Source organism: Chryseobacterium sp. CFS15, assembly GCF_031118795.1.
Classification (GTDB): domain Bacteria; phylum Bacteroidota; class Bacteroidia; order Flavobacteriales; family Weeksellaceae; genus Chryseobacterium; species Chryseobacterium indoltheticum.
On record NZ_JAVHYL010000007.1, the window covers coordinates 1 to 25,977 of the forward strand.

Sequence of the window (25,977 nt, forward strand, 5' to 3'; positions counted from 1 at the left end):
AGCAGCAGGGGAATAAAATCCGGGGCGATATCTTAGTATCAGTGAAGCGTCTGCCTTTATCCTGCTGCTTTTGCTCTTTGGTTGATTTTTTTAACCAAATTATTAATCTATTTTTACTAATGCAAACTTACCATTGAACGGCATGTCTGAGCTCTTTTTGCCGCAAAGGAAAAGCACGGCGCAAAAAAGCGAGTAGTGAAAGCCGGAAATAGCTACAAGAAAAAAGTTGGAGCGTTGGAGAATGGAAGGGTTGGAAAGTTTTAGTTGGAAAATTTTATCGGAATAGGTAATACTTATATAAAAAATACCTCCGAAAGTTCAGAGGTAAATGTATGGGTAAATTTATTTGTTTTCAGTGTAAATCATTCTTAGAAAATCACCAAACGACTTGTCGAGGCCAAGAATGTCTCCCGATTTTAGACTGATACCCGGCTCACCAAAAGTGTTTGACTTAATTTTGGTAGCAGAGATTTGAAAATATTGAGCCGGAGCATTTGCATTTACCGAAATCTTAATGGTAGAACCTAAGAATTTTTTGGTTGAAACTGTATAAATTTCTCCAGGAATGCCTTGAATCGTTGTAAACGATCTAGGTGGCAAAGTATAATCTTTTCTGTTGACGCTTATGGTCTGGGGTTTTGAAGATGATGAAAAAAAGTATATTGAATTTGATGGCTTTAATAATTCTTCTTTTGTACTATAATAAAGCTCCAGCCGATAATTTGCTGGATTGAATGGCTGAGTTTTTTCATCAACACTTTCAAATGGTTTGTAGGAAAAGGCATTGGCTCCGATTTCTTTTGCTTTTTTATAGATTGCTGCAAATACTGAAGCATCATCACTTGAAAACCCTTGCACATCAATCTCACCCAAATATTCTACAGTAGAGTTTTTGGGATCTATCTGATAAAAATATTTGTCTTTATTATCTTTCGTTTTTTCAACTTTAGACAAGTAAACATTTTGGGCACTCATGAAGCTCACGGCCATCAAGAGAATGAATATGGCGATATTTTTAATCTTCATTTTAATTGGAAAGTATATTAACACAATCTTCTAAACTGTTTTCCCAATGTTTTGACTCAATTTTGTAGATGTTTTCAATCTTGTCGAGACACATTGTGCTTCTTTTGGGTCTTTTTGCCGGAGTTGGATATTGCTCTGTTGTCAATGCATTCAGTTTTACTGATGACTTGGAGAACTCGGCAATTTTTTTTGCAAACTCAAACCACGTTGTTTCCGGATAGTTGGAAAAATGGAAAACACCAAAAGTTTTGTTTGGGTTTTCGATAATGCTCATAATAGCTTCTGCCAAATCGTTTGCATTAGTAGGCTGGCCAAACTGATCGCCAACAATTCCTAATTCATCTTTTTGCGAAAATAAGTTAAGCATTGTTTTCACAAAATTTTTGTTGAACTCTGAATACAACCAAGACGTTCTTAAAATAATGGTCTTTGGATTATTTTCTAAAGCTAGCTCCTCTCCTTTTAACTTGGATGCTCCGTAAATTCCTATAGGATTTGTGAAGTCATCTTCAGAGTAATCTAAATTGGTTTCACCATCAAAAACATAATCAGTAGAAACGTGAATGAATACTGTCTTGTAATCAGCACATGCTTTTGCAAGGTTTCCGACACCTTCTGCGTTTACGGCAAAGGCTTTTTCTTCTTCTTTCTCAGCTAAATCTACCGCAGTATATGCTGAAGCATTGATACAGAAATCTGGTTTCTGATCATAAAAGAAATCATTAATCTGATCTTCGTCTGTAATATCTAAAGATTGGGAATCTGTAAAAATAAATTCATAATGAGTTTCAAAATCTGGAGCAATTTTTCTGATGCAGTTTCCCAACTGGCCATTACTTCCTATTACAAGTATTTTTTTCATTTAAATAGTTTTATGAATTTTTTGCGTTCTGTGATCTTAAAAACTTAACTCTTAACTGGAAGTCTTTTTGTTCTAAGTCAACATAAAATTTTCCAAAAGTCTGCATGATGTCTTGCGGATGAACTTCAGAACGTCTTGTTTTTATATTAAAATAAATTACCGTCACCCAAAGTACTGCGTGAATCGTTTTCTCATCAACACTTTTCATTAGGATTTCTACTTTAGAAATTCGGTCTCCTATTTCGATGGTTTTACTGCTGATGACAACCCGGGTATTGTATTTTACTTCTTTAAGGTACGCTATTTCATTTTGAATAGCGATCCATGTACAACCCGTTTTTTTGGTATATTCTTCGTAGGTAAATCCATAAAAAGTTTCTACATGATCTTCTCTTGCATTGAACATGTAATCTAGATATTTGACATTATTTAAATGCCCAATCGGATCACAATCGCTGAATCTTACTTTTACGGTCGTTGAGACTTCTTTTTCCATAGCGCAAAAATAAAAAAACCACTTCTAAATGAAGTGGTAGTTTTTATAAATCTTTGTTAATTTCAGAAATTATTGAAGACCTAACTCTTTTTTAACAGCTGGCGTAGCATCAGGACCTCCTTTGTAGATAAGACCTGTAGAATTTACATCCATCACATACTCATAACTGTTTGCTTTTGCCACTTTGTTTACAGCATCCATCACTTTCTTTTCGATAGGAGCGTAAGCTAGTTTTTCTTTTTCAGCAAGATCTTTTTGTGCTCTTTCGCTCATTTGCTGAGCTTCAGTCTGCAATTTCTGCATTTCTTCTTGTCTTGCTTTGTTTTCAGCTTCAGTTTTTGTAGGAGCTTCTTTAGTATACAAAGCATACTTGGTTTGCATTACATCAGTCTTCTTTTTTATTTCACTTTCTTTAGCATCAAGGAAAGCTTTTAAATCTGTATCTGCTTTTTTCTTTTCAGGCATTGCATTAAGTACGCTTACTAAGTCTAGAGTAGCAATTTTCTGAGCTTTTGCCATCCCAACAGAGACAACCATCATTACTGCTCCAAATAATACACTTAATTTTTTCATAACGGGTAATAAATAATTAATTTTGTTTTTAGATTTTAAATTTAAGTAAAAGTTAAGTTCTGATAAAACTTTTACTACTTTTTATTAGTTTTCTTTTCTTTTTCTGTTCCTTTCAATAAGATCGTTAATACTTTGTCTGTATAATCATATCTTGGCTGTAAGAAAACTACATTTACATGGCTATTTTTATCAAGAACTATGCCCAAACCATTTTTCTCAGACATTGTCTTTACAGCGTTCCAGATCTGATCTTCAAAAGGTTCAACTAAATTAGCCCTAAGCTGATTGATCTCGCCGGTTTTACCGAATCGTAAACTTAGCGTTGTCTGAATACTTTTTTCAAGATCCGCGACTTCTTTTTCTCTAAGCTTAAGCTGATCACCAATTAATAAAACTTTTTCACTTTCGAAAGCAGATTTTTTTTGCTCGTACTGAGATTGTAAGGCTTTAATATCCTGTTCCCAAGTATCGATCTGAGAATTTAGCCTTGCTTCAGCTTCTTTATACTGAGGCATCTTATCCAAAATATATTGGGTATCGATAACCCCTATTTTCTGAGCATTGCTAAATCCAAAAAGCAAAATTACTGCTAAAGTGAAAAGAGTTTTAAAATTTTTCATACTGTTATAGAGATTGGTTCATTAAGAAGTGTGTTCTGCTTCCAGATACATCACCACTAATTGTTTTATCAAATCCGTAAGCGAAATCGAATCCTATTAAACCAAATGCTCCCATATAAACTCTTACCCCAACACCAACTGATCTTTTAAGCTGGAAAGGATTATAATTTCCCCAAGAGTTCCAAACGTTACCTCCTTCTGCAAATGTAAGTGCATAAATTTTGGCTGTTTGATTTAATGAAATCGGATATCTTAATTCTAACGTAAATCTGTTGTAAATAGTACCTCCACCTCTCTGAGTAATGTCTTCTGCCTGACCACCGTATGTAGAAGCATTTTCGTAACCTCTCAACGGAATCAATTCTCTACCATCAAATCTACCTCCGAAAAGACCGGTTCCACCCACATAGAATCTTTCAAATGGCGGTGCACCCAATTCTTTGTTGTAACCATCCATGAAACCCATTTCTGCTGAAGATCTTAGAACTAGTTTTCCGATCACTTCATTATAAACATCAGCTTTGAACTTCACTTTGTAAAATTCCATCCACTTATATTTTTCTGTAGGCGTCATAGTAGAGTAATTTTTATTACTGAACAATGAATATGGTGGCGTAAATTTACCTGACAATTCAATATTTGAACCCATTGTAGGGAATATAGGATCTATACCTGCAGAGTTTCTGCTTAACCCAACATTTAAACTTAAATTGTTTGCATTACCATACAATTCTGTGGTATCACCAAACTCGAAAGGGTAATTGCTGAAATTATATTTTTGAAACTGAATTCCTGTATACAAAGAGAAATAATCGTCAGGCCATTTCAAGTACCTATTTAAACCAACAGTAGCTGAGAAAATATTTAGTCTCTGATCCGGCCCTGTAACCTGACTATAATTAACTCTTGAATTGTTTAAACTTACAGAAAGTGCTGTCGGTTTTGTACCAAACAACCAAGGTTCTGTAAATGAAACCCCATAATTTTGGAAGTATTGCCCGGCTTGAGCCTGAATAGATAAAGTCTGACCATCACCTTGAGGTACAGGTCTGAAGTCTTTAAATTTCAAAAAGTTTTTTAATGAAAAGTTATTGAAAGTAAGTCCCAAAGTTCCGATGAAGCTGTTACCACCGTAACCCGCCTGTAACTGAACCTGAGAAGAACCTTTTTCTACCAGTTTCCACCCGATATCAACAGTGTTATCCTGCTGATTTGGCTGAATATCCTGACCGATCTGTTGTGGATCAAAGAAAGACATCGAAGCTAAATCAAAGAATGTTCTTTTGATCTCTGTTTTCTTAAACAATTCTCCCGGTTTGGTTCTCAATGCTCTCAAAATAACGTGGTCATGAGTCGTCGTATTACCAGACCAAGTTACTTTATTCCAAGTAGCTTGCTCTCCCTCGACAATTCTGATCTCAAGATTAATTGCATCACCATTAACTGATTTTTCAACAGGAGTAACGTTCGAGAAAAGATAACCATTATTCATGTAATTCGATTTGATATCAGAATCATCTTCTTTTCCGCCGTCTTCACCCACTTTTTTGTTGAATCCTACTGCATCATAAATATCACCTTTCTTATATCCTAAGATTCTTTGCAGATATTCTGTAGAATAAACTGTATTTCCGGTAAAGGTAATATCACCGATGTAATATTTCTTCCCTTCTTTCAGCTTAACGTTGATTTCGTAGTTATTTTTTTTATTTCTCCAAACAGAATCAGAAACAATTGCGGCATCTCTGTATCCCAATGAGTTATAATAATTTATCAAACTTTGCTTGTCTTCCTGGTATTTTTCTTCAACAAATTTTGAAGACTTTAAAATACCACCAATACCAAATCTTTTTTGCTTGGTTTCTTTGAAAGCTTTTTTTCTAAGTTTTGCATCAGTTACACTTTCGTTTCCTTCGAACTCGATGTGGCTGATTTTTATCCTTTTACCTTTGTCTACATTAATCGTCCAGTCTACAAGATTAGGGTCACTTGCGTTTACCTTATCTTCAATGGTGATTTTTGCATCGGCAAAACCTTTTTTGATGTAGTCTTTAGGAATATTTGTTTTAAGGCTAGAAACAAGATTTTGAGTAATCTTTGTTCCCGGCTTTAAGTTATTGTCTTTTGCAAGTTTTTCATTTTTAGACTTACCGATCCCTTTACCTGTAAATTTCACTTCTCCAAGATCCTTCAGGTCTTGCAGGTAAAATCTAAGAACAACGGTCTGTCCTTCAATGCTTTCTACATAAACTTCAACTTCAGAGAAAGATTGAGAATCCCAAAGTTTTTTGATTGCGTTACTTACCTTTTGCCCCGGAATGTCTACAATTTCACCTTTCGATAAACCTGTAAATCTAAAGATCTGAGCTGGTGTGTATTTTTTTACCCCATCAACAACAATGTCCTTCAGCGTGTAAGTTCCTGTTTGATTTTCTGCGAGAACAGCAGCAGCGGTATCAACCTTTGTACTGTCCTGTGGAGTTACCTGTCCATAAAAATGTGCAGAAGCAGCAAACATAATGATGGGTAATAGTCTAAACTTCATTTTATCGTAATCTTTCTTTTCTTAAAATTTACTGAATTTGAATTTGGTCGCCTGTAAGACCATATCTTCTTTCCTTATTTTGATAATCAACAATACATTGGAAGAAAATATCTTTTGTAAAGTCTGGCCACAGAACATTGAGAAACTGAAGTTCTGCATAAGCAATCTGCCAAAGCAGGAAATTGCTTATCCTTATTTCACCACTTGTTCTGATAAGAAGATCCACTGGTGGGAAATCTTTTGTATACAGATAGTTTTCAAATAATTTTTCATCAATATTCTCCACTTCTAGTTTTCCTTCTTTTACATCGGAGCTTATATTTTTTACGGCATTTAGTATTTCGCTTTGTGAGCCATAGCTTATTGCTAGTACCAAATTTCCTTTTGTGTTTCCTTTTGTAAGATCAACTACGCTAAGCAATTGATCTTTTACCATAGCTGGTAATTTATCTAGGTTACCAATGACATGCATTCTTAAACCCTTTGTGAAAATCTCTTCAGCTTCTAGTAAAAGTGTCTCAGCGAGCAGGCTCATCAAGGTATTTACTTCATCTGTAGGTCTGTTCCAGTTTTCTGATGAAAATGTATAAAGTGTAAGATATGGGATATTAATCTCATTACACGCATTGATAGCGTTTCTTACAGCATTAATGGCATTTTTATGACCAAAAGTTCTTTCTTCACCACGAGATTTTGCCCATCTTCCGTTTCCATCCATAATGATGGCTACATGCTGTGGTAAATTCTCAGAATTTATTTCTTTTTTTATCAACGACATAATTTCTTAATCACAATAACATGGTGGTCTACCAAAAGAGTAGGTCAATCCTAAACTGAAAGTATTCATCCAATCTCTAGATTTGGTATCACCCAAAGACCTTTTACTTATAAAAGATGCTTCTCTTTCTTTAGAAACACTATAATAATTTCCTGTTTGCAGTAACGAGCCTCCTGTTGTAGGACTCAAAATATCTGCATTATAATTACTGATCACATCTTTTGCAAGAATTTTGCTATGATCTAACTGATCAGTTAAGCTATATCTGAAAGTTGCTTCAGCAAAAACAGCCCATCCATGATTAAATTTATATTTTAAACCAACTCCAAAAGGAATCTGGGCAACTGTTTTTTTCCCCAGAGAATATTCTGTAGTGGTTACAAAATCTGTTTCACTAATTGGCGCCTGCGCCACACCATCTGCATTTCTTCTGAAATCGTGAGTGAGAGTAGCTTTTGGAGCATCAAACATTATCCCTCCAATTCCCCCAAAAACATAAGGGCTCAGCATACTCATCTGCTCATTATTTACCGGGAACAAATTATATTCAAACACTAAACTTGCTTCGTAAATATTGTTTTTACCAAATGAGTTTCTGTTTCTTCTGTATTCTTCTTTTGCTGCCTTATCGCTAAACTGCACCTGATTATACCCTAAGTCTAATCTAACTGTCTGGTGCGGGTTAAAATTAAATCTATATAAAATACCACCATAAAAAGGAACGCCCCATTCTGAAGCTCTATCCAAATCCAAAGGTTGCTGTAAAATGTAATTGGTGTTTCCTATATCGCCAACAAGATTACTCATCCCTAAGCGAATTCCCAACTCATTTCTTTGTGCTTTTAAACTTACCACAGTTCCTAAGAGGGTAAGGAAGCTAAACAATAATTTTTTATTCATAAAAGAATATGGATTTATGGTTATTTTAAAAATTAATTTTTGCAAATATAAAACATTTTTATATTAATGATAATCTTAATGTTTAGTTAAAAATAAACAAAAAAATATAATTTGTTATAAAGTAAACGACAAAGTGACAAATTTATTCTTTTTTTAAATAGTTCTGTAGAGAATTTGCAAATAATAAATCCCCAATTAATGAGGATCTATTTTATCTCTATCTATTAAAAATTGCTTTGATTTTGTTTCGAATTTTAATCAAAAGCGGTTCTTTATAATTTTTGTCTTCATCAAAATAGCCATACCCGTAACCATACCCATATCCGTAGCCATACCCGTAGCCATATCCTTGTTTTATTATATAATCATTATACACAAGCCCCAAATGTTTGATCTCATTAGCGTGGTACTTTTCGGTAATCATCTTTAGCATATACTTTTCGGTATATTCATGACGTACAACATACAAATTGGCATCAGAATGCTTCATCAACTCATAAGAATCTGCAACAAGACCTACCGGCGGCGAATCTATGATAATAAAATCATATAATTTTCTAAGCTCTTCTATAAACTTAAGATTTCTGTCACTCATCAATAGCTCAGACGGATTGGGAGGTATAGGCCCTGAAGTAGCCACATCAAGATTAGGAATATTGGTTTTGTTAATGATTTGATCTATTGTTGTTTCGCCGGTAAGATAATTTGAAATACCGAGCTTATTATCAATATTAAAATCTCCGAAAATTTTTGGTTTCCGCAAATCCATTCCCAATAAAATAGTCTTTTTGTCGCTCAAACCTAAAACTGAAGCCAAGTTTATAGAAATATAGGTTTTCCCTTCGCCTCCAATAGATGAAGTCACCAAGATCACTTTGCTTCTGTCATCTTCCCCTGATAAAAATCTTACATTTGCCCGAATCCCTCTAAAAGCTTCTGCAACCGAAGATTTCGGAGTATTGATAACCGTAAGCATATTCTCATTGTTGTTATTACCAATCACACCCAATAATGGAATTCTTGTCGCGCTAACCAATTCTTTAATATTTCTGATCTTACTGTCAAAAAGACTTCCCAAAAGAATTAAAACAAACGGAAATGCAAGAAACCCAATGATAATAATCATTTTTGTTCCTTTCACATTGGGTCCTATTGGCCCTTGCCCCAGATTTTTAGCCGGGTCAATCACTGTAATATCAGACTGATTGGTAGCCAATCTCATCTGGCTTTCGTTCTGCCTGCCGAGCAAACTGTTGTATGTCGCCTCGATCATATTGTACCCTCTTTCTGCATCAAGATATTTTCTCTGTTTGTCAGGGTATGTTGTAAGATCTGTACTAGCCTCTGCAATTTGCTGATCTATTTTATTGAGCTCTGTACTGTATACCGTGTGAACGTTTCTAAGAGATCCCGAAGAATTTGCTTTCGCCTCACTTATCAAACGGTTTATTTCTTTGATTGGTTCTGAATTTGGCGTATAAATGGATGCTAATTCTCTCTTTTTAAGATAAAGCGCTTTCAGCTCAGAAACTGATGCCGTAAAAAGGCCATCATCAAATCCTGCCGCAGAAGGACTAATCATTCTATCGAAACTTTGAGATTCTACAGAATTTCTGATGCTGCTCAAAGAATTCATTTTGCTTAGTATATCTGCTTTTCGGGCTTCCAGATCTTTTATTTTTTGCAGTGATTTCTCGTCTCTGTTTGTAATATCGTACAGTTTTTCTGAAACCTTAAGATAATTGAGATATGCAGCACTCGAATCTAGTTTTCGTCTGATGTCTCCCAAGCTGTTTTTTAAATACTGCTCTGTATTTTGATCAACTTTTATCTTATCATTAAATCTTTTTTTCTGAAGCTCAGTCACAGACTTATTAAGAAAGTTAACGGTATTATTAAGATTAAAACCTTTTTTGGAGATAATCATAATGGTACTGATTTCCTTATCAAAATCAACACCCACCGTAGAAACAATACCATTTACAGCATCATTTACCGTAGAAAGGCTTACAATAATATTTTCGAATTTGATGGAAGGCGATACCGGATTGGGAACCAATTTAAATCTAAGATTGGGAGTTGTATACCATTCATTTACTTTGATGGTTTTGTTGGCTGGTCTTCCAAAGCTTTCAATATTCTGAAAACCTTCAACATCATAAGAGTATAGATGATTTGATTGCCCCTCTTCCGGCAAACTTATCTGGTAAGAATTTCCTCCTTTTGGTGTTATTGTAATAGGATAATTGACTTGTTGTAAGTGTTTGCGGTCTATTTCTAAAAATACAGGCGAGTCATTTTTATCCAGATAAGTAGATTTAATGATTCCTTTGGTACTATAATTTACAAAAAGATCCAGTTCATTGACTAAAAACTCGTTGTGAGATCTAGAAAGCAACATTTTCTTTAAATAAATACCATCCTGATTACCACTCTGCCCCCAGATAAAATTAATTGACTGGCTGGGTGTGAAATAGCTTGCTGTATTATTTGAAATACTTAATTTAAGATCTGACGCATAAATATTCTGCGCATAATACTTGCCATAGAACCAAGATACCGCATATCCGAAAAACAACATCAGTAAAAACCAATACCAGTTTCGGAGAACTCTTCTTAAAAAATGTTCTATATCAAATAAAGCAAATGATCCATACTTTTCTTTTTGTGGCTCATTTTTACCTACTAAAGCTTCTTTTCCTGGGATCATAGATTAAAGGTTTTTAATAAGTAGATAAATTGATAATGCCGTTGTTAGCACAGAAACACCACTAATCAATGTTTGTATAGGGTCTTTTCCAAAACCGTTGAGCGCTCTTCTCTGTGTAGTAAGGAAAATCTCGTCCCCGTTTTGTACATAATAATAAGGAGAATTCATCACATCTTCTCTGGTAAGATCAATCTTAGCTTTTTTGATCCCTTCCGGTAATTTTCTGTATACTACAATGTTCTTACGATCTACAGTTCTGTTTAATCCACCATTGATAGAAATTGCTTCCGTTAATGTCAATGTATTTTTGTGAGCCTTTTTCTCACCTGTAATTCCTACTGTTTCTATATCGCCTAAGACATAATATGTGATTCCGTCTGTATTGAGTCTTACTTCAGATTTACCGTCCTGAAAATTTTCATTTACTTTTTGCTGAAGCTCCTGCGTGATCTCTTCTATGGTTCTGCCTTCTGCCTTTACGTATCCTATGCCGAAAACCAATATATCTCCTTTGGAATCAACTTTCAACCCATTAAAATAGATCATGGCATTTCCACCGGTTCCTGCTCCTCCGCCGGCACTAAACGAGATATTATTTCCCGCAACGGGAGCATTTAAAGAAGAATAAAACTGTGCTGCATCCCCTTTGGGAGTGGTAATAATATTCAAGGTCAACATATCGTTTTTGGTGACTCTGTAAACAGGAATATTGTAAGGAATTAAACCCTCTTCGTTGATAACAAGGCTTTCACTGGGCTGCATATACGTTACATCTTTCGTAGTGATACAGGAAACCAATAAAAAAGGTAAAATTAAGAATGGGAAGTACTTATAAATTTTCATCGTGATAAATGTAGTTTGCAAAAATAGAATTTAATTCTCAGTTTTCAGCTTATTATTCCTCAGCATAATTATGATATCCGGAATATAAGCGCCTAAAAAACCTAAGAACAGAATAACCGCCAATAATAGATTCACATTAATGTGCCTAAAACAATAGGTGATTATAACAATAAAAAGATAATAACAAATGATATAAAAACTGGATCTTCTGTGCGTAAGATCTAGCTTCAGTAGTTTATGATGGATATGATTTTTATCTGCTTCAAAAGGTGATTTTTTATTCCAAAGTCTTATGATAATAACGTTTAAAGTATCTACAATTGGTAGAATAAGAATAGCAACAGCTACGACGGGAGCAGATTTCAAATGATATCTCGGAACATTCACAACGTTCCTGTCTATAAAAATATCTATAAAACATATACAGGTAAATGCCAGTAAAAACCCTAGAAGCATAGAGCCCGTATCTCCCATAAATATCTTTGTAGCCCGTAAGTTTGATAAATTATAATATAAAAACGCCAATACAGAACCAATCAAAACGACCGATAAAATAACCAAAGGATAATTATATTCTCCCAAACGAAAGTAGCTAATCCCAAAAAGGGCACTGCTAATAAGAGAATAGCCACCGGCAAGACCATCAATTCCATCGATAAGATTAAAAGCATTGATGAGAATAATAAAAGTAAGAATTGTAAAAATAACACTTACAAAATAATGAATTTCATAAACACCAAAAATTCCAAATAAATTTCTGATCCTCACATCTGAACCAATAACAATAAAAGCCGATACTATAATCTGAGCAACCAACTTTTTGTACGCACGCATCACTACAATATCATCCATAATCCCTACATACAGCAGAATAATCAGCGATGCAAAAAGAAATTTATACAGATCAAAAATTTCATAAGCAAAAATTGAGGTGCACACTCCTATTGAATAAAACATCGCAATGCCTCCCAGATTAGGAATTTTCCTGAGATGCGAGCTCCTTACACCGGGCTCATCCATCAGGTTTTTACGCTTTGAAATTTTAATGATTGTGGGAATAGAGAAAAACGTAATCAGAAAAGAAGACAGGAAACCCAACCCTACTTTTACGTAAAAAATAGAAATCCCTGTTTCATTTAAGAATAATTCAAAATTTTTCATCTATTGCTTTTTGAGCTCGTAGTATTCGGTTATATTAAGCGAGAATTTTAATGTTAATCATTTAAAATCTATCATAAAATACCGAAATTTAATTTGTGTTTATATAAGTTTTCTTATTAGTTTTTTCTGCCCGGCAAAAAAAAGCAGATAAAAAATCATTTTTTTCACGGGTAAAGATAAAAGATAATTTTTACCAAAACGACTGTAACACAATATATCTTTGATTTTAACATCTCTTTTCCTCATAAAATCCTGCAGTTCCTGAGACATTTTGAAAAATTGAGTTTCATTTTTAACAAAAGCCAGATAAGCCAAAAACGTGTACACTCCTTCCAGAATCTGAAAGTTTTTCAGTTCTCTTTTTTTTGAAGAATACGGTGAAGTTTTAAAAAATTCTTCCACATCTTCTACTGCTCTTAAAATATCCAAACCCTTTTCGTTATGGGTTTTTGAGATAGAATCTTGGCGTTCCAGATATTGATAATGAAAATGTTGCGTCTGCGCTATTGTTTTACATTCCAGCAATAGCTGAGGAATCAGCTGAATATCTTCAAAATGAACTCCTTTTTTAAATCTTTTATGCGCAAAAAGTTCTTTTTTAAATAATTTATTGCAGGCAAAATAGCTCAAATCGGAGAAAACAGAAAAATTAGATTCCAAAACAATTTTTTCAGGCATATTCGGAATTTGCGTCAATTTCTGCGTAACATTTCCTTCTTCATCTACTTTCTGGATATTGCAGATTACCATTTCAGCATCATGTTTTTCGGCAAGATTCAGCATTTCTTCAAACATTGTTTCAGAAACGTAATCATCACTGTCTACAAATCCTATATAATCTCCTGTGGCTTTATTTATTCCAAAATTTCGGGCATCGCTCAAACCACCATTTTCTTTAGTAAAAGCTTTTATTTTATCGGGATATTTTGCTGAATATTGCTGAATAATATTTTCCGAGCCATCTTTACTCCCATCATTTACAACGATAATTTCAATCTTTTGCAGACTTTGGCTCACCAAAGAATCCAGGCATTTTGCCAAGTAATGTTCAACATTATAAACAGGCACGATGACCGAAACTTTCGGAACCAAATTTTCCATCATTTAGATTTTTGTAAATCTTGCGCTCAGCCAGCCTTTCTTAGCTTCATCAAAATCTTTTCTCGAGCAGGGAATGCAGTTTTCAATATTTTCATCATCTCCAAAATACCAAAGATTACTGAAGGTATCACGCTTGAAAGCATATTGCCGGTCTTCAATCAAAACATAAAAAATTTCGTAATGTCTTTCTTTTGGATGAGATTGCTGTATGTTGATTCCTTCAATCAGATACCAAAGCATTTGCGCCAAAAGCTGATGATTGAGCTGGTTTTCAGAATAAATATTATAATTAAAAATTCCTACCGATTTTAGATTTTCGCTTAAGCCAATTTCTTTCATGTAGGCACAGATTTCTCTTCGGTTTAAACCATTTACCTGCGGATTCATTGAAAAAGCATCACCAAAACTTTCAATTGCATCACAATTTACCGTTACCAGATCTGCTTTTCTGAAAAACGGTTCGGTTTTCTCCGTAGAATTCATCATTTCAGCCAAACGTACAATATCAAACTCAACTTCTTTGATGAGCTTTACAGAATCTTGTTCGTTCAGATGTTTTTGATATCCTAAATGATGATAATTTTTTATTGAGAAATTTTTTGAACCTAAAATTTTGCTTAAAAAAGTATGTTCATTAATATTTTCACCCTGTTTCAGTGAAATAATATTGCTGATTTGAGTATAATTAATATTTTTCTGATGGAAATTTAAACCTGAAAATAATGAGAACGCAAAATCATTCGAACCACCAATAATCACGGGAATTGCTCTTTTAGAATGGCATGCCGACAAAACTTCCTGTAAAACGTAATGAGAATCTTCCACCGATTTTCCGGAGACCAAATCTCCCAAATCAACGATCGGGATCTCAAAATCAAGCTGCGAAAGTTTGTAAAATTCTTTTCTTACTGCAGTAAAATCCTGAACTTCAGCCTCGCCATTTGCTCCTCTGTAATCAGAAACAAACAAAAGCACAATGCTGTCTTCCTTTATTTCCTTTGTAATCTTACTTCCGATCTGCCAGTTTTCTGTTCTGAAATTTCTTGGTGAAATTATAAAATCTTCAAAATCCATGTTCTCAAATACTTATTAAAACTCAAAAATATTAAATTTAAATGAGGAATTCTATCAAAATTAAAATTTTACCATTTTAAAATAAATGGTTTTTATATTATATTTGATAAAAATATCAATAAACACAATTCATGAAAAAAAGGTTCATTATTCTTCTTTTTATTTTTACATTTATTCATTGTCAATTCTACGCACAGTCAGTCACAACAGTCAATAAAAACAGAATATCTTTTGAGATTGACGGATTGATTATTTTCAAAGGAATGATTAATGGTAAAGAGGCAAATATAATTTGGGACAACGGATTTTCTAACACCACAGTTGACCAAACATTCTACAAAAAAAATAATTTAAAAGAACTTGAGGGAAAAGCACGAGTGATAGATGCTAACGGAAAAAAAATTGATGTAAACAAATCTATGCTTAAGTCATTAGAATTTGGAGACATCTTAATTTCAGACCTTTCCGTTGATGTCGTTGACTTTTCCGTATTTCCTTTGAAAATAGATGTAATTCTGGGAGCTGATATCATTAATCAACATGTATGGGATTTCAACTTTGACAATAATGAATTTCATTTCTCGAAAAATCAAATAACGCAGAAAACAACCTATGAAATTCCCTTCTCAATAGGAAAAAAATACAATAATAACCATACAATGGATGCTTATATCAACCATAAACCCATTGAAATACAAATTGATTTCGGGAACACTCATGAGTATTTAACGGTAAAAACAGATTCTTTCGAAAAAGTTTTCAGCAAAAAAAAAATGCTGACTTTCGAAGGTTGGGGCGCTATTGGAGTTGCCGGTATTGATAATAATGATATAAATCTTTTTTTGGACAATGATTATTCATTCAATTTGGGTGGTGTCAATCTACCCAGAAAACACACTCCATACGCAGACAATCAAGACAATATGATCTATCCAGCAACCTTAGGTTTTCAATTTTTCAGGAAATTAGGAAATCTGATTATTGATCCTTTTTCCAAAAAGTATAAAATTTATTCTTCCTCTAGACACATCGAGCCATACAGTTATTCAAGCTTTGGATTTAATTTATTTGTAAATGAAGGAAAAATTATAGTTGTCAAAATAATTAAGGAAAGTGATAATGTTAGAAAAAACAAGATATTGGTAGGCGATGTTATAAAATCAATCGACGGTCACGAAGTATCAGATTTTAAAAAATTTCAGGAAATTCGGGATTACTTAAATGCAAAACAACAGATAAAAATTATCACAAGCACAAACAAAGAAATCATTTTAAACAAAGAGAATTACTTTAAATAAAAAATATTCATTTTTTAAATTTCCAAAAAGTGCATCATCGTTTTAGCCTTTCAAAATCTCAAACACAAAAGTCGTAGAAGTTTCAAACGCTCCGCCTTGTGTTGCACCAAATAAAAACTGGGGTTTCTTTCCATCTTTGCTCATCAAAATCATTGGGCGCTCCAGTCTTCCAAATCGTTTTAAATGTTTTGGCGGATTCGGTTCCTGAACGTAAGACTGCATATTAAGATAAGCGATTTCAGGTTTCGTCCATTCAATTCCGTTTTTTGTCGTTAGATGTAAACCATATTCATGGTTAAAAAAACCCATATCGCGGGCAATCATGTGAAATTTTCCATTTTCTTTCCAGATAAAAGCGTCTTCAAGTTGGGCGTTGTTTGGTAAGTTTGAAAAATCAATCACAGGATTTTCAGAAACCTTTGTGTATGGCCCGATTGGAGAATCTGCTTTTGCCAATCCGTATTTTCGGTTTCCTCTTACAGCGCCTTTCTGAGTTTCGTATTCGTGGGTATTCCAGGATTTGTAGAAAAGCCAGTATTTCCCGTCATTTCCTTTTACAAAGGCAGGATTTGTTGTACAATGATCATCCCAGGAACCTTCTTTTCCCGGAAGGAGTAAAGGTTGATCGGGTCTTTTCCAATCTCCGTCAAGACTTTTTGAAACAGCCAACCCTATTCTTTTGGTATTTGTTTTTCCATTGGAATTTCCCATAAAGAATAACAAATATTGATCTCCAACTTTTTTAATTAAAGGATTGTGACACGTTGTTGCATCCCAAAACTCGCCACCTCTCGGTGCAAGAATAACTTGCTTGTGTTGAAATTCTTCAAAAGGCGAATTGGCTTCTGCCCGGCAAATTTCAGAACCATTGAGCCAGCCGCCCATTCCTTTTTCTTTTTTCCAGCGTGAATAAAAAAGATGCACTTTTCCGTCTTCGCCCCAAATCGGGGAAGAACACCAAATATAATATCCTTCGAGTTCCAATGAACGACCAATCGGCTTTAATTTAAAATAAGGTTTGTCGGAAAAATCAAATGCTTTAGTAAATGACGAACCCAAAAATACAGCTGTCATTCCTAAAGCTGAAGTTTTTAAAAAATCTTTGCGAGTATATTTTGATTGGCTCATTGTATTTGATTTTCAGCTAATGTAAAAGAAACTGATTTTAATAGTATCCTGCACTTTAGGGTTATAATATTCTTATTAATTAAGCTCTATCCCGGAGATATTTACAGCTTAACATCACCAATGATAATATTATTTCAACGAATACATTGATACTTTAAAAACTTATCATCCAACCGCATGTTTTTATTCATTACTTTTGAATTACAAACAAATTAAAATCACAAATGATGAGTGCAAAAAATCAAATCAGTGTAGAAATCCCTCAAGCTGTAATTGCAGAGGTGAATCAAAAATTACAAGATTGCAGAGCGCTGCTTGCGCCTTACCTTCAAGGCCTTACTCCCCAAGACAGGGAAACTCTTTTTAAGATGGGCGACAAAACGGTGGCTACCGTTCAGAAAGTGAAAAGCTACATGGATACCAACCCCGAATTTATCCCGAGTTATATGGATAAAGTTGAATTCTTAAAAGACGAAGCGGTAGTTACAAGCCTCAATCCGTTGGGCAATCTGGCAACGCAACTCGCAACAGATATCGGAGATACGGTAATGCTTGTCGGTAGCGAAGCTATAACCTCTGCATTGTTCTACTACGGCTCTGCAAAGGAAGCCGCCAGCAAAGGCGTTACCACAGCAAAGCCTATTTACGAAGACCTTAGTCAAAGATTTGCAAGAAAAGGCTACAGGAAAACTCCTAAAGCTGAATAAGTAATCCTTGCCTATTATTAAAACGATCCTTTTAGGCTCAAAATTCAGCCAAAGAGGGTCGTTTTTCATGCTAAAAGGCTGGCGAGCCATGCAATTAGGATGAAAATTCAACCTTAAAGGCTGGAAACTTATGCAAAAAGGCTGGTTTTTGAGCCTCGTAGGGTGAATTTTGAGGGTGAAAGGATGGCAGGTGAGTGTTTTTGGGTGAATTGGGAATGTGAGGATAATTGTTATATTTGAATTATTAATAATAAGGAAACAAACTTCGCTAATGCTTCTACTTTCGGCTAGATAAACGCAACCTTTGTTTCGCTAATAAAGACGTTAGCGGTAAGCTTAATAAAAAAACACAAACACAAATGGGACTATTTGACTTTTTCAAGAAAAAACCTTCTAAAAACAAACAAGCAGACAGACAACAATCAGAACCTGTTGACAATAATTCGTATTTAATTGATACGCTAAAAAATCGACTGATAGAATTAGACTATCAAGTCGAAAAAAAACCTCAATATCTTGCTCTTATCGTTAATGACGAAATCGAAATTGCTACCGTCATTATCGAAAATCCAAATAATCATCCAAACATTTTACATTTGATGATTTTGACAATACATCCAAAATACTTTCCAAATGGCATCGAAGAAAATATTGTAGGTGTTGGAGTAACAATTGAAGAAAAAGTAAAATCAGTAATAAGTAATTATATTGACACAACTTTTTCTCCAATCATTGACAGCTTCACGGACAGTCATAGTCCTGACTTGGATTTTATAGCAATAATGAATGATAAAAAAGTTCTTTGGCATCCAAAATTAGGAAATCTAACTTTTCAAGGACAATGGAATGAACATCCTCAAAACGAAACATTTTTTGAAATTATCAAAGACAAACTATCAAACAAACTGACATCCAACAAAATAAATTGGTTGAAACTTTACATTTCAAAACGTTCTGATGGTGTAATAATTGGAGAATGTCTTTTTAACAACGAGCATTGGGAAGATGGATTAAATGACATAACCGAATATGCAAAATCTTGGAAAATAAATGGTGATTTTCAAGGTCTAAAGCAGTTTATTGTATTTCGAAAATGTGACATAGACGATGAATAAAAAACCTACCATCAACAAGGGTTTTGCAATACTGGGGCGAAACTGCAAAGTTCAATGGTATTTCTTGTGCTATTGTAAAAAGACTATGTTGAAACAAATTTTCATAATAATCATTTCAATTTTCACTTTACTAAGTTGCTCGAGTCCGAACGACAGAATTTATACAAAATTTGAAAATGACCTAAAAGATTCCATTAAAATAAATAATGCTAAAAAATTTGAGTATACTGATTTTATTTTACATCCACAAAAATCCTATTTCGTAAATTCAAAGTTAAAATTATTGATCTTGCAAGGCAGTGGAGAGATGTGTGATAGTGAAAGTTATTACTTATTTGACTCTAAAAGTGACTCTATTTTGTTTGTTGTTACTAGAACTGAATGTTTTGAAAGTCCGGATAGATGGAGAAAAGAGACAGACACAATTTATGTTACTAATTTTAAAAATGCAACTGAAGAAAAGTACGCAAACGGTGTTTTAGTAAAAAATACAAAAATCAAAAATGATGATTATACTAATGATATCATTTTCGAAATTAAAATTAATACCGAAAATAAATACAACAGCAGATAACAAGGTATTGCTAAAAGCGTGGCTGAACCTGATCAAACCCATAACGCAGATAAGAACCAAAAAAGCACAGACAAAAATCTGTGCTTTTTTTATGTTCAACCTTTTCAAAGTTTAAAACTTTGACAAGGTGTAAATTATTTCTTCGCTGCCGGTTTTTTAGCAGGAGCTTTCTTCGCTGTTGTTGTTTTTTTTGCGGCTGGCTTCTTAGCTGCCGGTTTTTTCTTTTCAGCAAAAGCTTTAGGATCTTGTGCGGTAATCCATTTTTTTACCTCATCGACAGAGACGTCTTTCAGCTCGTCTGCTTCATACTTGGTATCGTCTTTCTTTTTAGGAATTTTATAAATATTCTTTCCATGTTTTACAATAGGGCCCCATCTCGCATTTTCAATTGAGATTTTTTCTGCTTCCCATTGTTGGATATAACGGTTGGCTTCTTTTTCCAGCTTGGCTTCTACCAATTCGTTGATATCACTTTGAGAAAGGTTTTCGAAGTTATATTTCTTCGGAACGTTGATGAAAATACTTTTATATTTAATGAAAGGGCCAAATCTACCTGATCCTTTCGTAATAGGCTCGCCTTTGTATGAAGCAATTGGCGCATCGGCCACTTTCTTTTCAGCAATGATTTCTTCTGCACGTTTTTGATCTACAGAAAGCGGATCTTCACCTTTGGGAATACTGATGTATGTTTCGCCCCATTTCACATAAGGTCCGAATCTTCCGACACCTACAGAAACCGCTTGCCCATCAACTTCGTTCAGATCAAAAGGAAGCTTAAACAATTCTAAAGCATCGTCGAAAGTAATGGTTGCGATATTTTGTCCTGACATTAATGATGCGAAAGCTGGCTTTTCTTCATCTTCGGTTTCCCCAACCTGAATCATAGCACCAAATCTTCCTATTCTGGCATATACATTTTTGCCCGTTTTAGGATCAACTCCCAATAATCTCTCGCCATTTGCACGGTCTGCATTTTCTTCTACATCTGCAATTCTCGGGTGAAATTTAGAATAGAAATTGGTCATCATTTCTTTCCATTTCTGAGCACCGCTCGCAATTTCATCGAAGCTTTCTTCTACTCTGGCGGTAAAACCATAATCAAGAATTTCTGTAAAATTATCGGTCAGGAAATCATTTACAACCTCACCAATGTCTGTTGGAACAAATTTATTTTTGTCGCCCCCGAATTTTTCGTCAAGAACTTCTTTTTTAATTTTATCATTTGCTAAAGAGATCTTTACCACTTCACGAGTGTGAGGCTCAATTTCTCTTTTATCTACATATTCACGGTTTTGAATGGTCTGAATCGTTGGTGCATAAGTCGATGGACGACCAATTCCCAATTCTTCTAGTTTTCTTACCAATCCGGCTTCTGTATATCTTGCGCTTGGTCTTGTAAATTTTTCCTGTGCCGTTATCTTTTTATAGCTTAACACTTCACCAACCGTTACTTTTGGCAACAGCTTTTCGTTGTTTTCTTCGTCTTCCTCTTCTGTTTTTACAATTCCGTATGCTTTTAGGAAACCGTCAAAAATAATGACTTCACCCTGCGCTTCAAAATGCTGCGGAAGTTTGGCGTTACCAATTTCGATAACCGTTTTCTCAATTTTAGCATTTGCCATCTGAGAAGCCAATGTTCTTCTGTAAATCAACTGATACAGCTTGCTTAACTGCACATCTGAAATTGATTTTACAGAAAAATCTGTCGGACGGATCGCTTCGTGAGCTTCCTGAGCCGATGATGATTTTGTAGTATAGTTTCTTGGTGCAGAATATTCTGCTCCGTATTCTGAGACAATTTGTTTTTTTGCGCCTTCAATTGCTTCCTGAGAAAGGTTTACCGAGTCGGTTCTCATATAAGTAATGAATCCTTCTTCGTAAAGTCTTTGTGCAAGACGCATCGTGTTTGTAACGTTGTAACCCAATCTTGAAGAAGCTTCCTGCTGAAGTGTAGAAGTCGTAAACGGTGCAGAAGCAGAACGGCTTCCCGGTTTTGTTTCTACATTTAAAACTTTAAACTCAACAGTTTTTGCCAGTTCTAAAAATTTCTCGGCCTCTTCTTCTTTTTCGAAATCTTTTTTAAGCTTAGCAGCGATTTCCTGCGTTGCTTTATTTAAGAAAATTCCGTCTAGCTTGAAGCTTGCTTTTGGAGTAAACTCACGAATTTCTTTTTCTCTTTCAACCACCAATCTTACCGCAACCGATTGTACTCTACCGGCAGATAATCCCGGTTTTACTTTTTTCCAAAGTACCGGAGACATCTCAAAACCTACAATTCTGTCTAAAACTCTTCTTGCCTGTTGAGCGTTTACCAGGTTCTGGTCAATATCTCTTGGATTTTCAATTGCTTTAAGAATCGCATTTTTAGTAATCTCGTGGAAAACAATTCTTTTTCTGTTTTCGGGTTTCAGTTTTAATTCATCTGCCAAATGCCAGGCAATAGCTTCTCCTTCGCGGTCTTCATCGGAAGCAAGCCAAACCATTTCGGCTTTCTTTACGGCAGACTTTAATTCTGTTACCAATTTCTTTTTGTCGGCAGAAACTTCGTAATCCGGACTGAAGGTCTCCAAGTCAATCCCCATCCCTTTTTTAGGAAGATCTCGGATGTGTCCGAAACTGGATTTTACTTCAAAATCCTTTCCTAGATATTTCTGAATAGTTTTTGCTTTTGCCGGGGACTCAACGATTACTAAATTTTTCGACATATAGAAAATTTTTGCAAAAGTAAAGCTTTTTTATTAGATGGGTTTTGCTAAATAATTTTATTAATACATGAAACAACTTAAATTCTGGTTCATCAGCAGATTTTTTTAAAACTAAACATCCATTCGCCAATCGATTACCAAATAAAAAAGACAATTACAGAAAAACTTTACTTCTATTGAAATAGACAGAAACGTTTGATCTATTTGATTTTTTAAATAACACGAAATCAAAAAGATTAGTTTTAACACTATATTTCTTAATTATGTACTGTTATTTTTTTACAATTTTAACTACAGTTTCAGAATTATTTATCCTTACCAAATAGACTCCGCTTACCAAACCGGAAACATCGGTGAAGTTATTTTCAAACTTTCCAGCCTTCACCAACTGTCCGGTTGCACTGTAAATTTGATAGTAATAATCTTTATCATCTGTTGCTTTGATATACAATAGGTTTTGTACCGGATTTGGGAAAAGAGTGATTTTATTTTCCTTTATTTTTACTGAAATATCATCTTTGGTGAAAATATTTGAAGCTTTTACATTATTACCCGCCGTTACCGGAATTGCAGGAATAGGACCTTCTTCATTTCCGTTTGGATCGTATTTTACTTTTACACAACGGCAGTTCATCCCAAAATAAGGATCATTGTTATCATGAAAAGCCATGAAACGATTAGCCGACGAGCTCGAATCAAATAAAATATTAATCGGTCTTCCGATATAATTTGAGTTTAAAGCTGCTGTCCAAACCCCGGAATATTGAAAATTATTCACACCATAAGTTCCAACAGGAGTCTGATTGGCCATTACACTTCTGAAACCACGTGATCCGGCATTAGGATAATTCCCTATCGCATAACTTGCATTATTGAAAATAAAACCAACACTTGCATTAGCTGAATTTTTCACCTGTACTCCCGAATAATCAGTTACTAAGCTATAGCTGGTCGCAACTTTCTTATCAATTTTATACCACGGCGACAGCCCAAAATCTCTATTTGTAACAATTGCTACTCCTGTAAGATCAGGAATCCTCCATCCTTCAGGACATGGATCGAAAGGTGATTTTTTTCCACCTCTACCCCAACGATCATCAGCAACATTGGGTTCATTTAAAAGCCAGTCTGTTCCATTTGTATAATTGGGAATTGCGCTGTTGTAAGGAGCAAAAGAGCTAGGAATCATATAAACCATAGGATTTTGCACTGAATAAGAAAGTACTTTCGATACTTTTTCGTTCACTTTGTCATTTGTTAAAACATTTGCATTTGATGCATTTGTGTAGGTATTGTAGGGAACAATATAATTTCCCGACATGTCATTGTAGGTGGCTGCAGTAAGTGTAGTATACGCTATTGCTCCATTTGAATTCACATTTCCTAAAAATATATTATAAGAAGTTCTGTCCGCATATTGAAATGAAGGAAAAGGATCTTTTCTTCCCCATTGGTACTGCAGTCCTGTAGAAGCATTGATTTTTGAATATTCCTGAACTGTAGGAGCTAAAGGATTTGCAACAAGAGGAAACGCATCAACAGCACCAAGGTTTCTATCCATAAATTCTGTTTTCAAAACATCACCTTTCGGCACATAATTGACATAATTGGTTGCTACAGCATTAGGCATTTCGGTTGTATAAATAGTAGATTCTATAGGAGTATCTGTTACCCAGATATGCCATGACCAATAAACCGGATTTGTAATGCTTCCATTATGCAATGTAACCACAGCATTTCCACTTTGATTCGGTGCTAAATTAACCACGATTTTAGATGTTGATAAATCTGCCAGCGAGCCGGGCGAAGGATTTACAATATTTACGGTATTGATTAATGCCGTATTGGTAGTCCATAGAACATTAGCTTTCAAATTATTAAAACTTGAAGCATTTAATATATCAGTATTATTTAACAATTGGCTCTGAGCCGAAAAGGCTTTAGTTACCGGAATTTCAACAATTGAAGAAGCGGCAGACTTTACAACCTGATAGCTGTTTGGATTATCTAACCCAACCGTATATTCAGTAACAGGGCTTATATATTCGATAGGAAAATCATAATCATTAAGCTGATACAAAGGGTCTTTTATACATCTGCACGCATTAGCATCTGAAGTTTTGGCAGTTGACAACGGCATATACCAATATCTTCCTTTAATGGTAGGGTTTGCAGGATCTGGAATATCTCCCTGATATTTTTCCGGAATCATATACAGCATACGTGAGCTCACAGCGGGAGTTGTATCGTAAAAACGAGTCATTGTTGAGGTCCACAAACCGACATGATGTTGATCGGTATATTGCCCTCCCTGAGCATTAATCGCAATCTGTCCTGTTCCCGGAAAGATCCCCATATTGTTACCGCCAACATTTGACAGATCAAAACCAATATTTGTGAATAACTTAAATCCCGTCATGAAAGCAGGAACATTGTTATCATTGGGTTTTATAATGTGATAGCCATTAGATTCGAAAGCATTTTTTCCTATATTTGTTCTGGTTCCGAACGGAGAAAAATCGACTCTTATATTATCAACATATCCTCCTGAAGCCAAATTTGCAACAAGCATTGATGGAATTCGCCATCCGTTCGGACAAGGGTCAAATGAAGATTTATTTCTGTATGGAGCACTGCTCGCATCACTTGTATAATCTGTATTTAATCTACCTCTTGAATTATCTGACCATAAATTGAGCTCGGTAAGCCTGCTGTCTGTAAAAGCAACTGTTCTCCCAAACCAATTGATCATAAGATTTGCATTATTATTGTAATAAGCGGGACCAGAATTATCGTCTTTATTCACATAAATCAGACTAAGTGGATTTTTTACAGAAAGCTTTATATTATTATCTACAGTCGCATTGGATAATAAAACAAATTGTCGAAGATTATCAAAATTAACAGCATTGTTAAAGTTTTTTGCACCTCGATGACGCACTCGTCCAATAGAACCTGAGACTTCATAAAAATCGTTTCCTCTGTAAACCAACGGCGGAATAGGATCTTTTCTACCCCATTGATACAGCAAGCCTCCGTTTTTATTCCAGTCATCTGCAGTGATTGAATTGCTTAAAGCACCTAAGTTACGATCCATCCATTTCCATTCTGCATCAGGAATTACTTCTACGGTACCATCGCTTTTTTCCCTTTTGACGCCAGCGAAGCTTTTGTAAGCAGAGCCGTTGGTCGGATCATCGGTAACCCAAATATGCCACGACCAGAAAATCTCACCATTTACTCTAAAAACTACAACTGCATTCCCTTCTTTTGATTTATTTACGGGTACTTTTATTTTAGCATTCTCCCCGGCACCTTCAATTTCTAAAGCATAATTTAAACCTGACCTGATCAGTCCGTGATTATCTTCCCAAAGAACATCTGCAGTAACAATTCCGTCTGGAATGATGGAATATCCTAGAAATTTGTAACCAGCCCACATAGCGTAGGCCTTTTTCACAGGAATATAAATCCCGTCGTTTGCTTGTGAGGTCTCAAAAATATAACTATTTGGAGCCTTCATCCAATCTTTTGCAGCTACTCTCTCGGTTGTTCCGTTACTTTTATCGGGAAACTTATCACCTAAAGTGTCTGTTTTTACGTTCAATGCTGAATATTCTGACTTAGAAAAGTTGTTTTTTGATTTTAATAAATCTTGAGCCTCAGCAGAGAAGAAACAGAAGGCTGCTGCAATACTGTAAAAGTATTTTTTATTCATATTGTCATTTGATTTGGCAAACTAAATAGATTTTCATTAATAC

The 25,977-nt window shown here is 34.8% G+C and carries 20 protein-coding genes; 4 read left to right on the top strand and 16 right to left on the bottom strand.

The window, feature by feature from the left end; genetic code table 11:
• Window positions 1-342: 342 nt before the first annotated feature.
• The 13 genes from OH814_RS12140 to OH814_RS12200 form a co-directional block, all read right to left on the bottom strand.
• Window positions 343-1,026, bottom strand: coding sequence for a hypothetical protein (locus OH814_RS12140; protein ID WP_123886708.1), 684 nt, complete (start codon window positions 1,024-1,026; stop codon window positions 343-345).
• Window position 1,027: 1 nt separating this feature from the next.
• A complete protein-coding gene (gene rfbD, locus OH814_RS12145) occupies window positions 1,028-1,888 on the bottom strand; it encodes a dTDP-4-dehydrorhamnose reductase (protein ID WP_115621006.1) in 861 nt (286 codons plus the stop codon).
• A 10-nt stretch (window positions 1,889-1,898) separates the two neighbouring features.
• Window positions 1,899-2,384 (bottom strand): acyl-CoA thioesterase, encoded by a 486-nt coding sequence (locus tag OH814_RS12150; protein WP_308828321.1) that lies wholly within the window; start codon window positions 2,382-2,384, stop codon window positions 1,899-1,901.
• 69 nt (window positions 2,385-2,453) lie between these two features.
• On the bottom strand, window positions 2,454-2,957 hold the full coding sequence (locus OH814_RS12155; protein WP_115621004.1) for an OmpH family outer membrane protein: 504 nt from the start codon (window positions 2,955-2,957) through the stop codon (window positions 2,454-2,456).
• Between the two features lie 74 nt (window positions 2,958-3,031).
• The gene (locus tag OH814_RS12160; RefSeq protein ID WP_279196810.1) at window positions 3,032-3,577 is read right to left on the bottom strand and encodes an OmpH family outer membrane protein; all 546 of its coding nucleotides are present in this window, start codon (window positions 3,575-3,577) and stop codon (window positions 3,032-3,034) included.
• A 4-nt stretch (window positions 3,578-3,581) separates the two neighbouring features.
• Complete coding sequence (locus OH814_RS12165) at window positions 3,582-6,122, bottom strand: POTRA domain-containing protein (protein WP_308828322.1); 2,541 nt, start codon at window positions 6,120-6,122, stop codon at window positions 3,582-3,584.
• A gap of 28 nt (window positions 6,123-6,150) precedes the next feature.
• Window positions 6,151-6,900 (bottom strand): polyprenyl diphosphate synthase, encoded by a 750-nt coding sequence (uppS, locus tag OH814_RS12170; RefSeq protein ID WP_076561895.1) that lies wholly within the window; start codon window positions 6,898-6,900, stop codon window positions 6,151-6,153.
• A gap of 6 nt (window positions 6,901-6,906) precedes the next feature.
• Window positions 6,907-7,800 carry a DUF6089 family protein gene (locus OH814_RS12175; protein WP_308828323.1) on the bottom strand — a complete coding sequence of 298 codons (894 nt, stop codon included), beginning with the start codon at window positions 7,798-7,800 and terminating at the stop codon, window positions 6,907-6,909.
• Between the two features lie 217 nt (window positions 7,801-8,017).
• The gene (locus tag OH814_RS12180; protein ID WP_308828324.1) at window positions 8,018-10,510 is read right to left on the bottom strand and encodes a polysaccharide biosynthesis tyrosine autokinase; all 2,493 of its coding nucleotides are present in this window, start codon (window positions 10,508-10,510) and stop codon (window positions 8,018-8,020) included.
• A gap of 3 nt (window positions 10,511-10,513) precedes the next feature.
• Window positions 10,514-11,353 (bottom strand): polysaccharide biosynthesis/export family protein, encoded by an 840-nt coding sequence (locus OH814_RS12185; protein ID WP_076561898.1) that lies wholly within the window; start codon window positions 11,351-11,353, stop codon window positions 10,514-10,516.
• A gap of 30 nt (window positions 11,354-11,383) precedes the next feature.
• Window positions 11,384-12,514: a glycosyltransferase family 4 protein gene (locus OH814_RS12190; RefSeq protein WP_076561899.1), complete on the bottom strand. Its 1,131-nt coding sequence runs from the start codon at window positions 12,512-12,514 to the stop codon at window positions 11,384-11,386.
• Window positions 12,515-12,613: 99 nt separating this feature from the next.
• Window positions 12,614-13,615 carry a glycosyltransferase gene (locus OH814_RS12195; protein ID WP_308828325.1) on the bottom strand — a complete coding sequence of 334 codons (1,002 nt, stop codon included), beginning with the start codon at window positions 13,613-13,615 and terminating at the stop codon, window positions 12,614-12,616.
• A 3-nt stretch (window positions 13,616-13,618) separates the two neighbouring features.
• A complete protein-coding gene (locus OH814_RS12200; RefSeq protein WP_308828326.1) occupies window positions 13,619-14,689 on the bottom strand; it encodes a formimidoylglutamase in 1,071 nt (356 codons plus the stop codon).
• 131 nt (window positions 14,690-14,820) lie between these two features.
• Between OH814_RS12200 and OH814_RS12205 the strand changes: the two genes are divergently transcribed.
• Window positions 14,821-15,987: an aspartyl protease family protein gene (locus OH814_RS12205; protein WP_308828327.1), complete on the top strand. Its 1,167-nt coding sequence runs from the start codon at window positions 14,821-14,823 to the stop codon at window positions 15,985-15,987.
• Window positions 15,988-16,029: 42 nt separating this feature from the next.
• Here the strand turns inward: OH814_RS12205 and OH814_RS12210 are convergent, their stop codons facing one another.
• Entirely contained in the window at window positions 16,030-17,115 is a 1,086-nt protein-coding gene (locus OH814_RS12210; RefSeq protein WP_308828328.1) for a glycoside hydrolase family protein, read from the bottom strand.
• A 227-nt stretch (window positions 17,116-17,342) separates the two neighbouring features.
• Between OH814_RS12210 and OH814_RS12215 the strand changes: the two genes are divergently transcribed.
• The 3 genes from OH814_RS12215 (at window position 17,343) to OH814_RS12225 (ending at window position 19,511) form a co-directional block, all read left to right on the top strand.
• Entirely contained in the window at window positions 17,343-17,822 is a 480-nt protein-coding gene (locus OH814_RS12215) for a hypothetical protein (RefSeq protein ID WP_308828329.1), read from the top strand.
• A gap of 359 nt (window positions 17,823-18,181) precedes the next feature.
• Window positions 18,182-18,937 (top strand): DUF6348 family protein, encoded by a 756-nt coding sequence (locus OH814_RS12220; RefSeq protein ID WP_308828330.1) that lies wholly within the window; start codon window positions 18,182-18,184, stop codon window positions 18,935-18,937.
• Window positions 18,930-19,511, top strand: a complete 582-nt coding sequence (locus OH814_RS12225; protein ID WP_308828331.1) for a hypothetical protein — start codon at window positions 18,930-18,932, stop codon at window positions 19,509-19,511. The genes OH814_RS12220 and OH814_RS12225 overlap by 8 nt, the downstream gene beginning before the upstream one ends.
• A 134-nt stretch (window positions 19,512-19,645) precedes the next feature.
• On the opposite strand, the gene topA is transcribed toward OH814_RS12225, so the two are convergent.
• Window positions 19,646-22,216 (bottom strand): type I DNA topoisomerase, encoded by a 2,571-nt coding sequence (gene topA / locus OH814_RS12230; RefSeq protein WP_308828332.1) that lies wholly within the window; start codon window positions 22,214-22,216, stop codon window positions 19,646-19,648.
• A 271-nt stretch (window positions 22,217-22,487) separates the two neighbouring features.
• Entirely contained in the window at window positions 22,488-25,934 is a 3,447-nt protein-coding gene (locus OH814_RS12235; protein WP_308828333.1) for a T9SS type A sorting domain-containing protein, read from the bottom strand.
• Window positions 25,935-25,977 lie beyond the last annotated feature (43 nt).

Excerpts from the sequence above, each read along its gene's own strand:
- OH814_RS12140 (WP_123886708.1), bottom strand. The coding sequence starts at position 1,026 with ATGAAGATTAAAAATATCGCCATATTCATTCTCTTGATGGCCGTGAGC.
- rfbD (WP_115621006.1), bottom strand. The coding sequence starts at position 1,888 with ATGAAAAAAATACTTGTAATAGGAAGTAATGGCCAGTTGGGAAACTGC.
- OH814_RS12150 (WP_308828321.1), bottom strand. The coding sequence starts at position 2,384 with ATGGAAAAAGAAGTCTCAACGACCGTAAAAGTAAGATTCAGCGATTGT.
- OH814_RS12155 (WP_115621004.1), bottom strand. The coding sequence starts at position 2,957 with ATGAAAAAATTAAGTGTATTATTTGGAGCAGTAATGATGGTTGTCTCT.
- OH814_RS12160 (WP_279196810.1), bottom strand. The coding sequence starts at position 3,577 with ATGAAAAATTTTAAAACTCTTTTCACTTTAGCAGTAATTTTGCTTTTT.
- OH814_RS12165 (WP_308828322.1), bottom strand. The coding sequence starts at position 6,122 with ATGAAGTTTAGACTATTACCCATCATTATGTTTGCTGCTTCTGCACAT.
- uppS (WP_076561895.1), bottom strand. The coding sequence starts at position 6,900 with ATGTCGTTGATAAAAAAAGAAATAAATTCTGAGAATTTACCACAGCAT.
- OH814_RS12175 (WP_308828323.1), bottom strand. The coding sequence starts at position 7,800 with ATGAATAAAAAATTATTGTTTAGCTTCCTTACCCTCTTAGGAACTGTG.
- OH814_RS12180 (WP_308828324.1), bottom strand. The coding sequence starts at position 10,510 with ATGATCCCAGGAAAAGAAGCTTTAGTAGGTAAAAATGAGCCACAAAAA.
- OH814_RS12185 (WP_076561898.1), bottom strand. The coding sequence starts at position 11,353 with ATGAAAATTTATAAGTACTTCCCATTCTTAATTTTACCTTTTTTATTG.
- OH814_RS12190 (WP_076561899.1), bottom strand. The coding sequence starts at position 12,514 with ATGAAAAATTTTGAATTATTCTTAAATGAAACAGGGATTTCTATTTTT.
- OH814_RS12195 (WP_308828325.1), bottom strand. The coding sequence starts at position 13,615 with ATGGAAAATTTGGTTCCGAAAGTTTCGGTCATCGTGCCTGTTTATAAT.
- OH814_RS12200 (WP_308828326.1), bottom strand. The coding sequence starts at position 14,689 with ATGGATTTTGAAGATTTTATAATTTCACCAAGAAATTTCAGAACAGAA.
- OH814_RS12205 (WP_308828327.1), top strand. The coding sequence starts at position 14,821 with ATGAAAAAAAGGTTCATTATTCTTCTTTTTATTTTTACATTTATTCAT.
- OH814_RS12210 (WP_308828328.1), bottom strand. The coding sequence starts at position 17,115 with ATGAGCCAATCAAAATATACTCGCAAAGATTTTTTAAAAACTTCAGCT.
- OH814_RS12215 (WP_308828329.1), top strand. The coding sequence starts at position 17,343 with ATGAGTGCAAAAAATCAAATCAGTGTAGAAATCCCTCAAGCTGTAATT.
- OH814_RS12220 (WP_308828330.1), top strand. The coding sequence starts at position 18,182 with ATGGGACTATTTGACTTTTTCAAGAAAAAACCTTCTAAAAACAAACAA.
- OH814_RS12225 (WP_308828331.1), top strand. The coding sequence starts at position 18,930 with ATGAATAAAAAACCTACCATCAACAAGGGTTTTGCAATACTGGGGCGA.
- topA (WP_308828332.1), bottom strand. The coding sequence starts at position 22,216 with ATGTCGAAAAATTTAGTAATCGTTGAGTCCCCGGCAAAAGCAAAAACT.
- OH814_RS12235 (WP_308828333.1), bottom strand. The coding sequence starts at position 25,934 with ATGAATAAAAAATACTTTTACAGTATTGCAGCAGCCTTCTGTTTCTTC.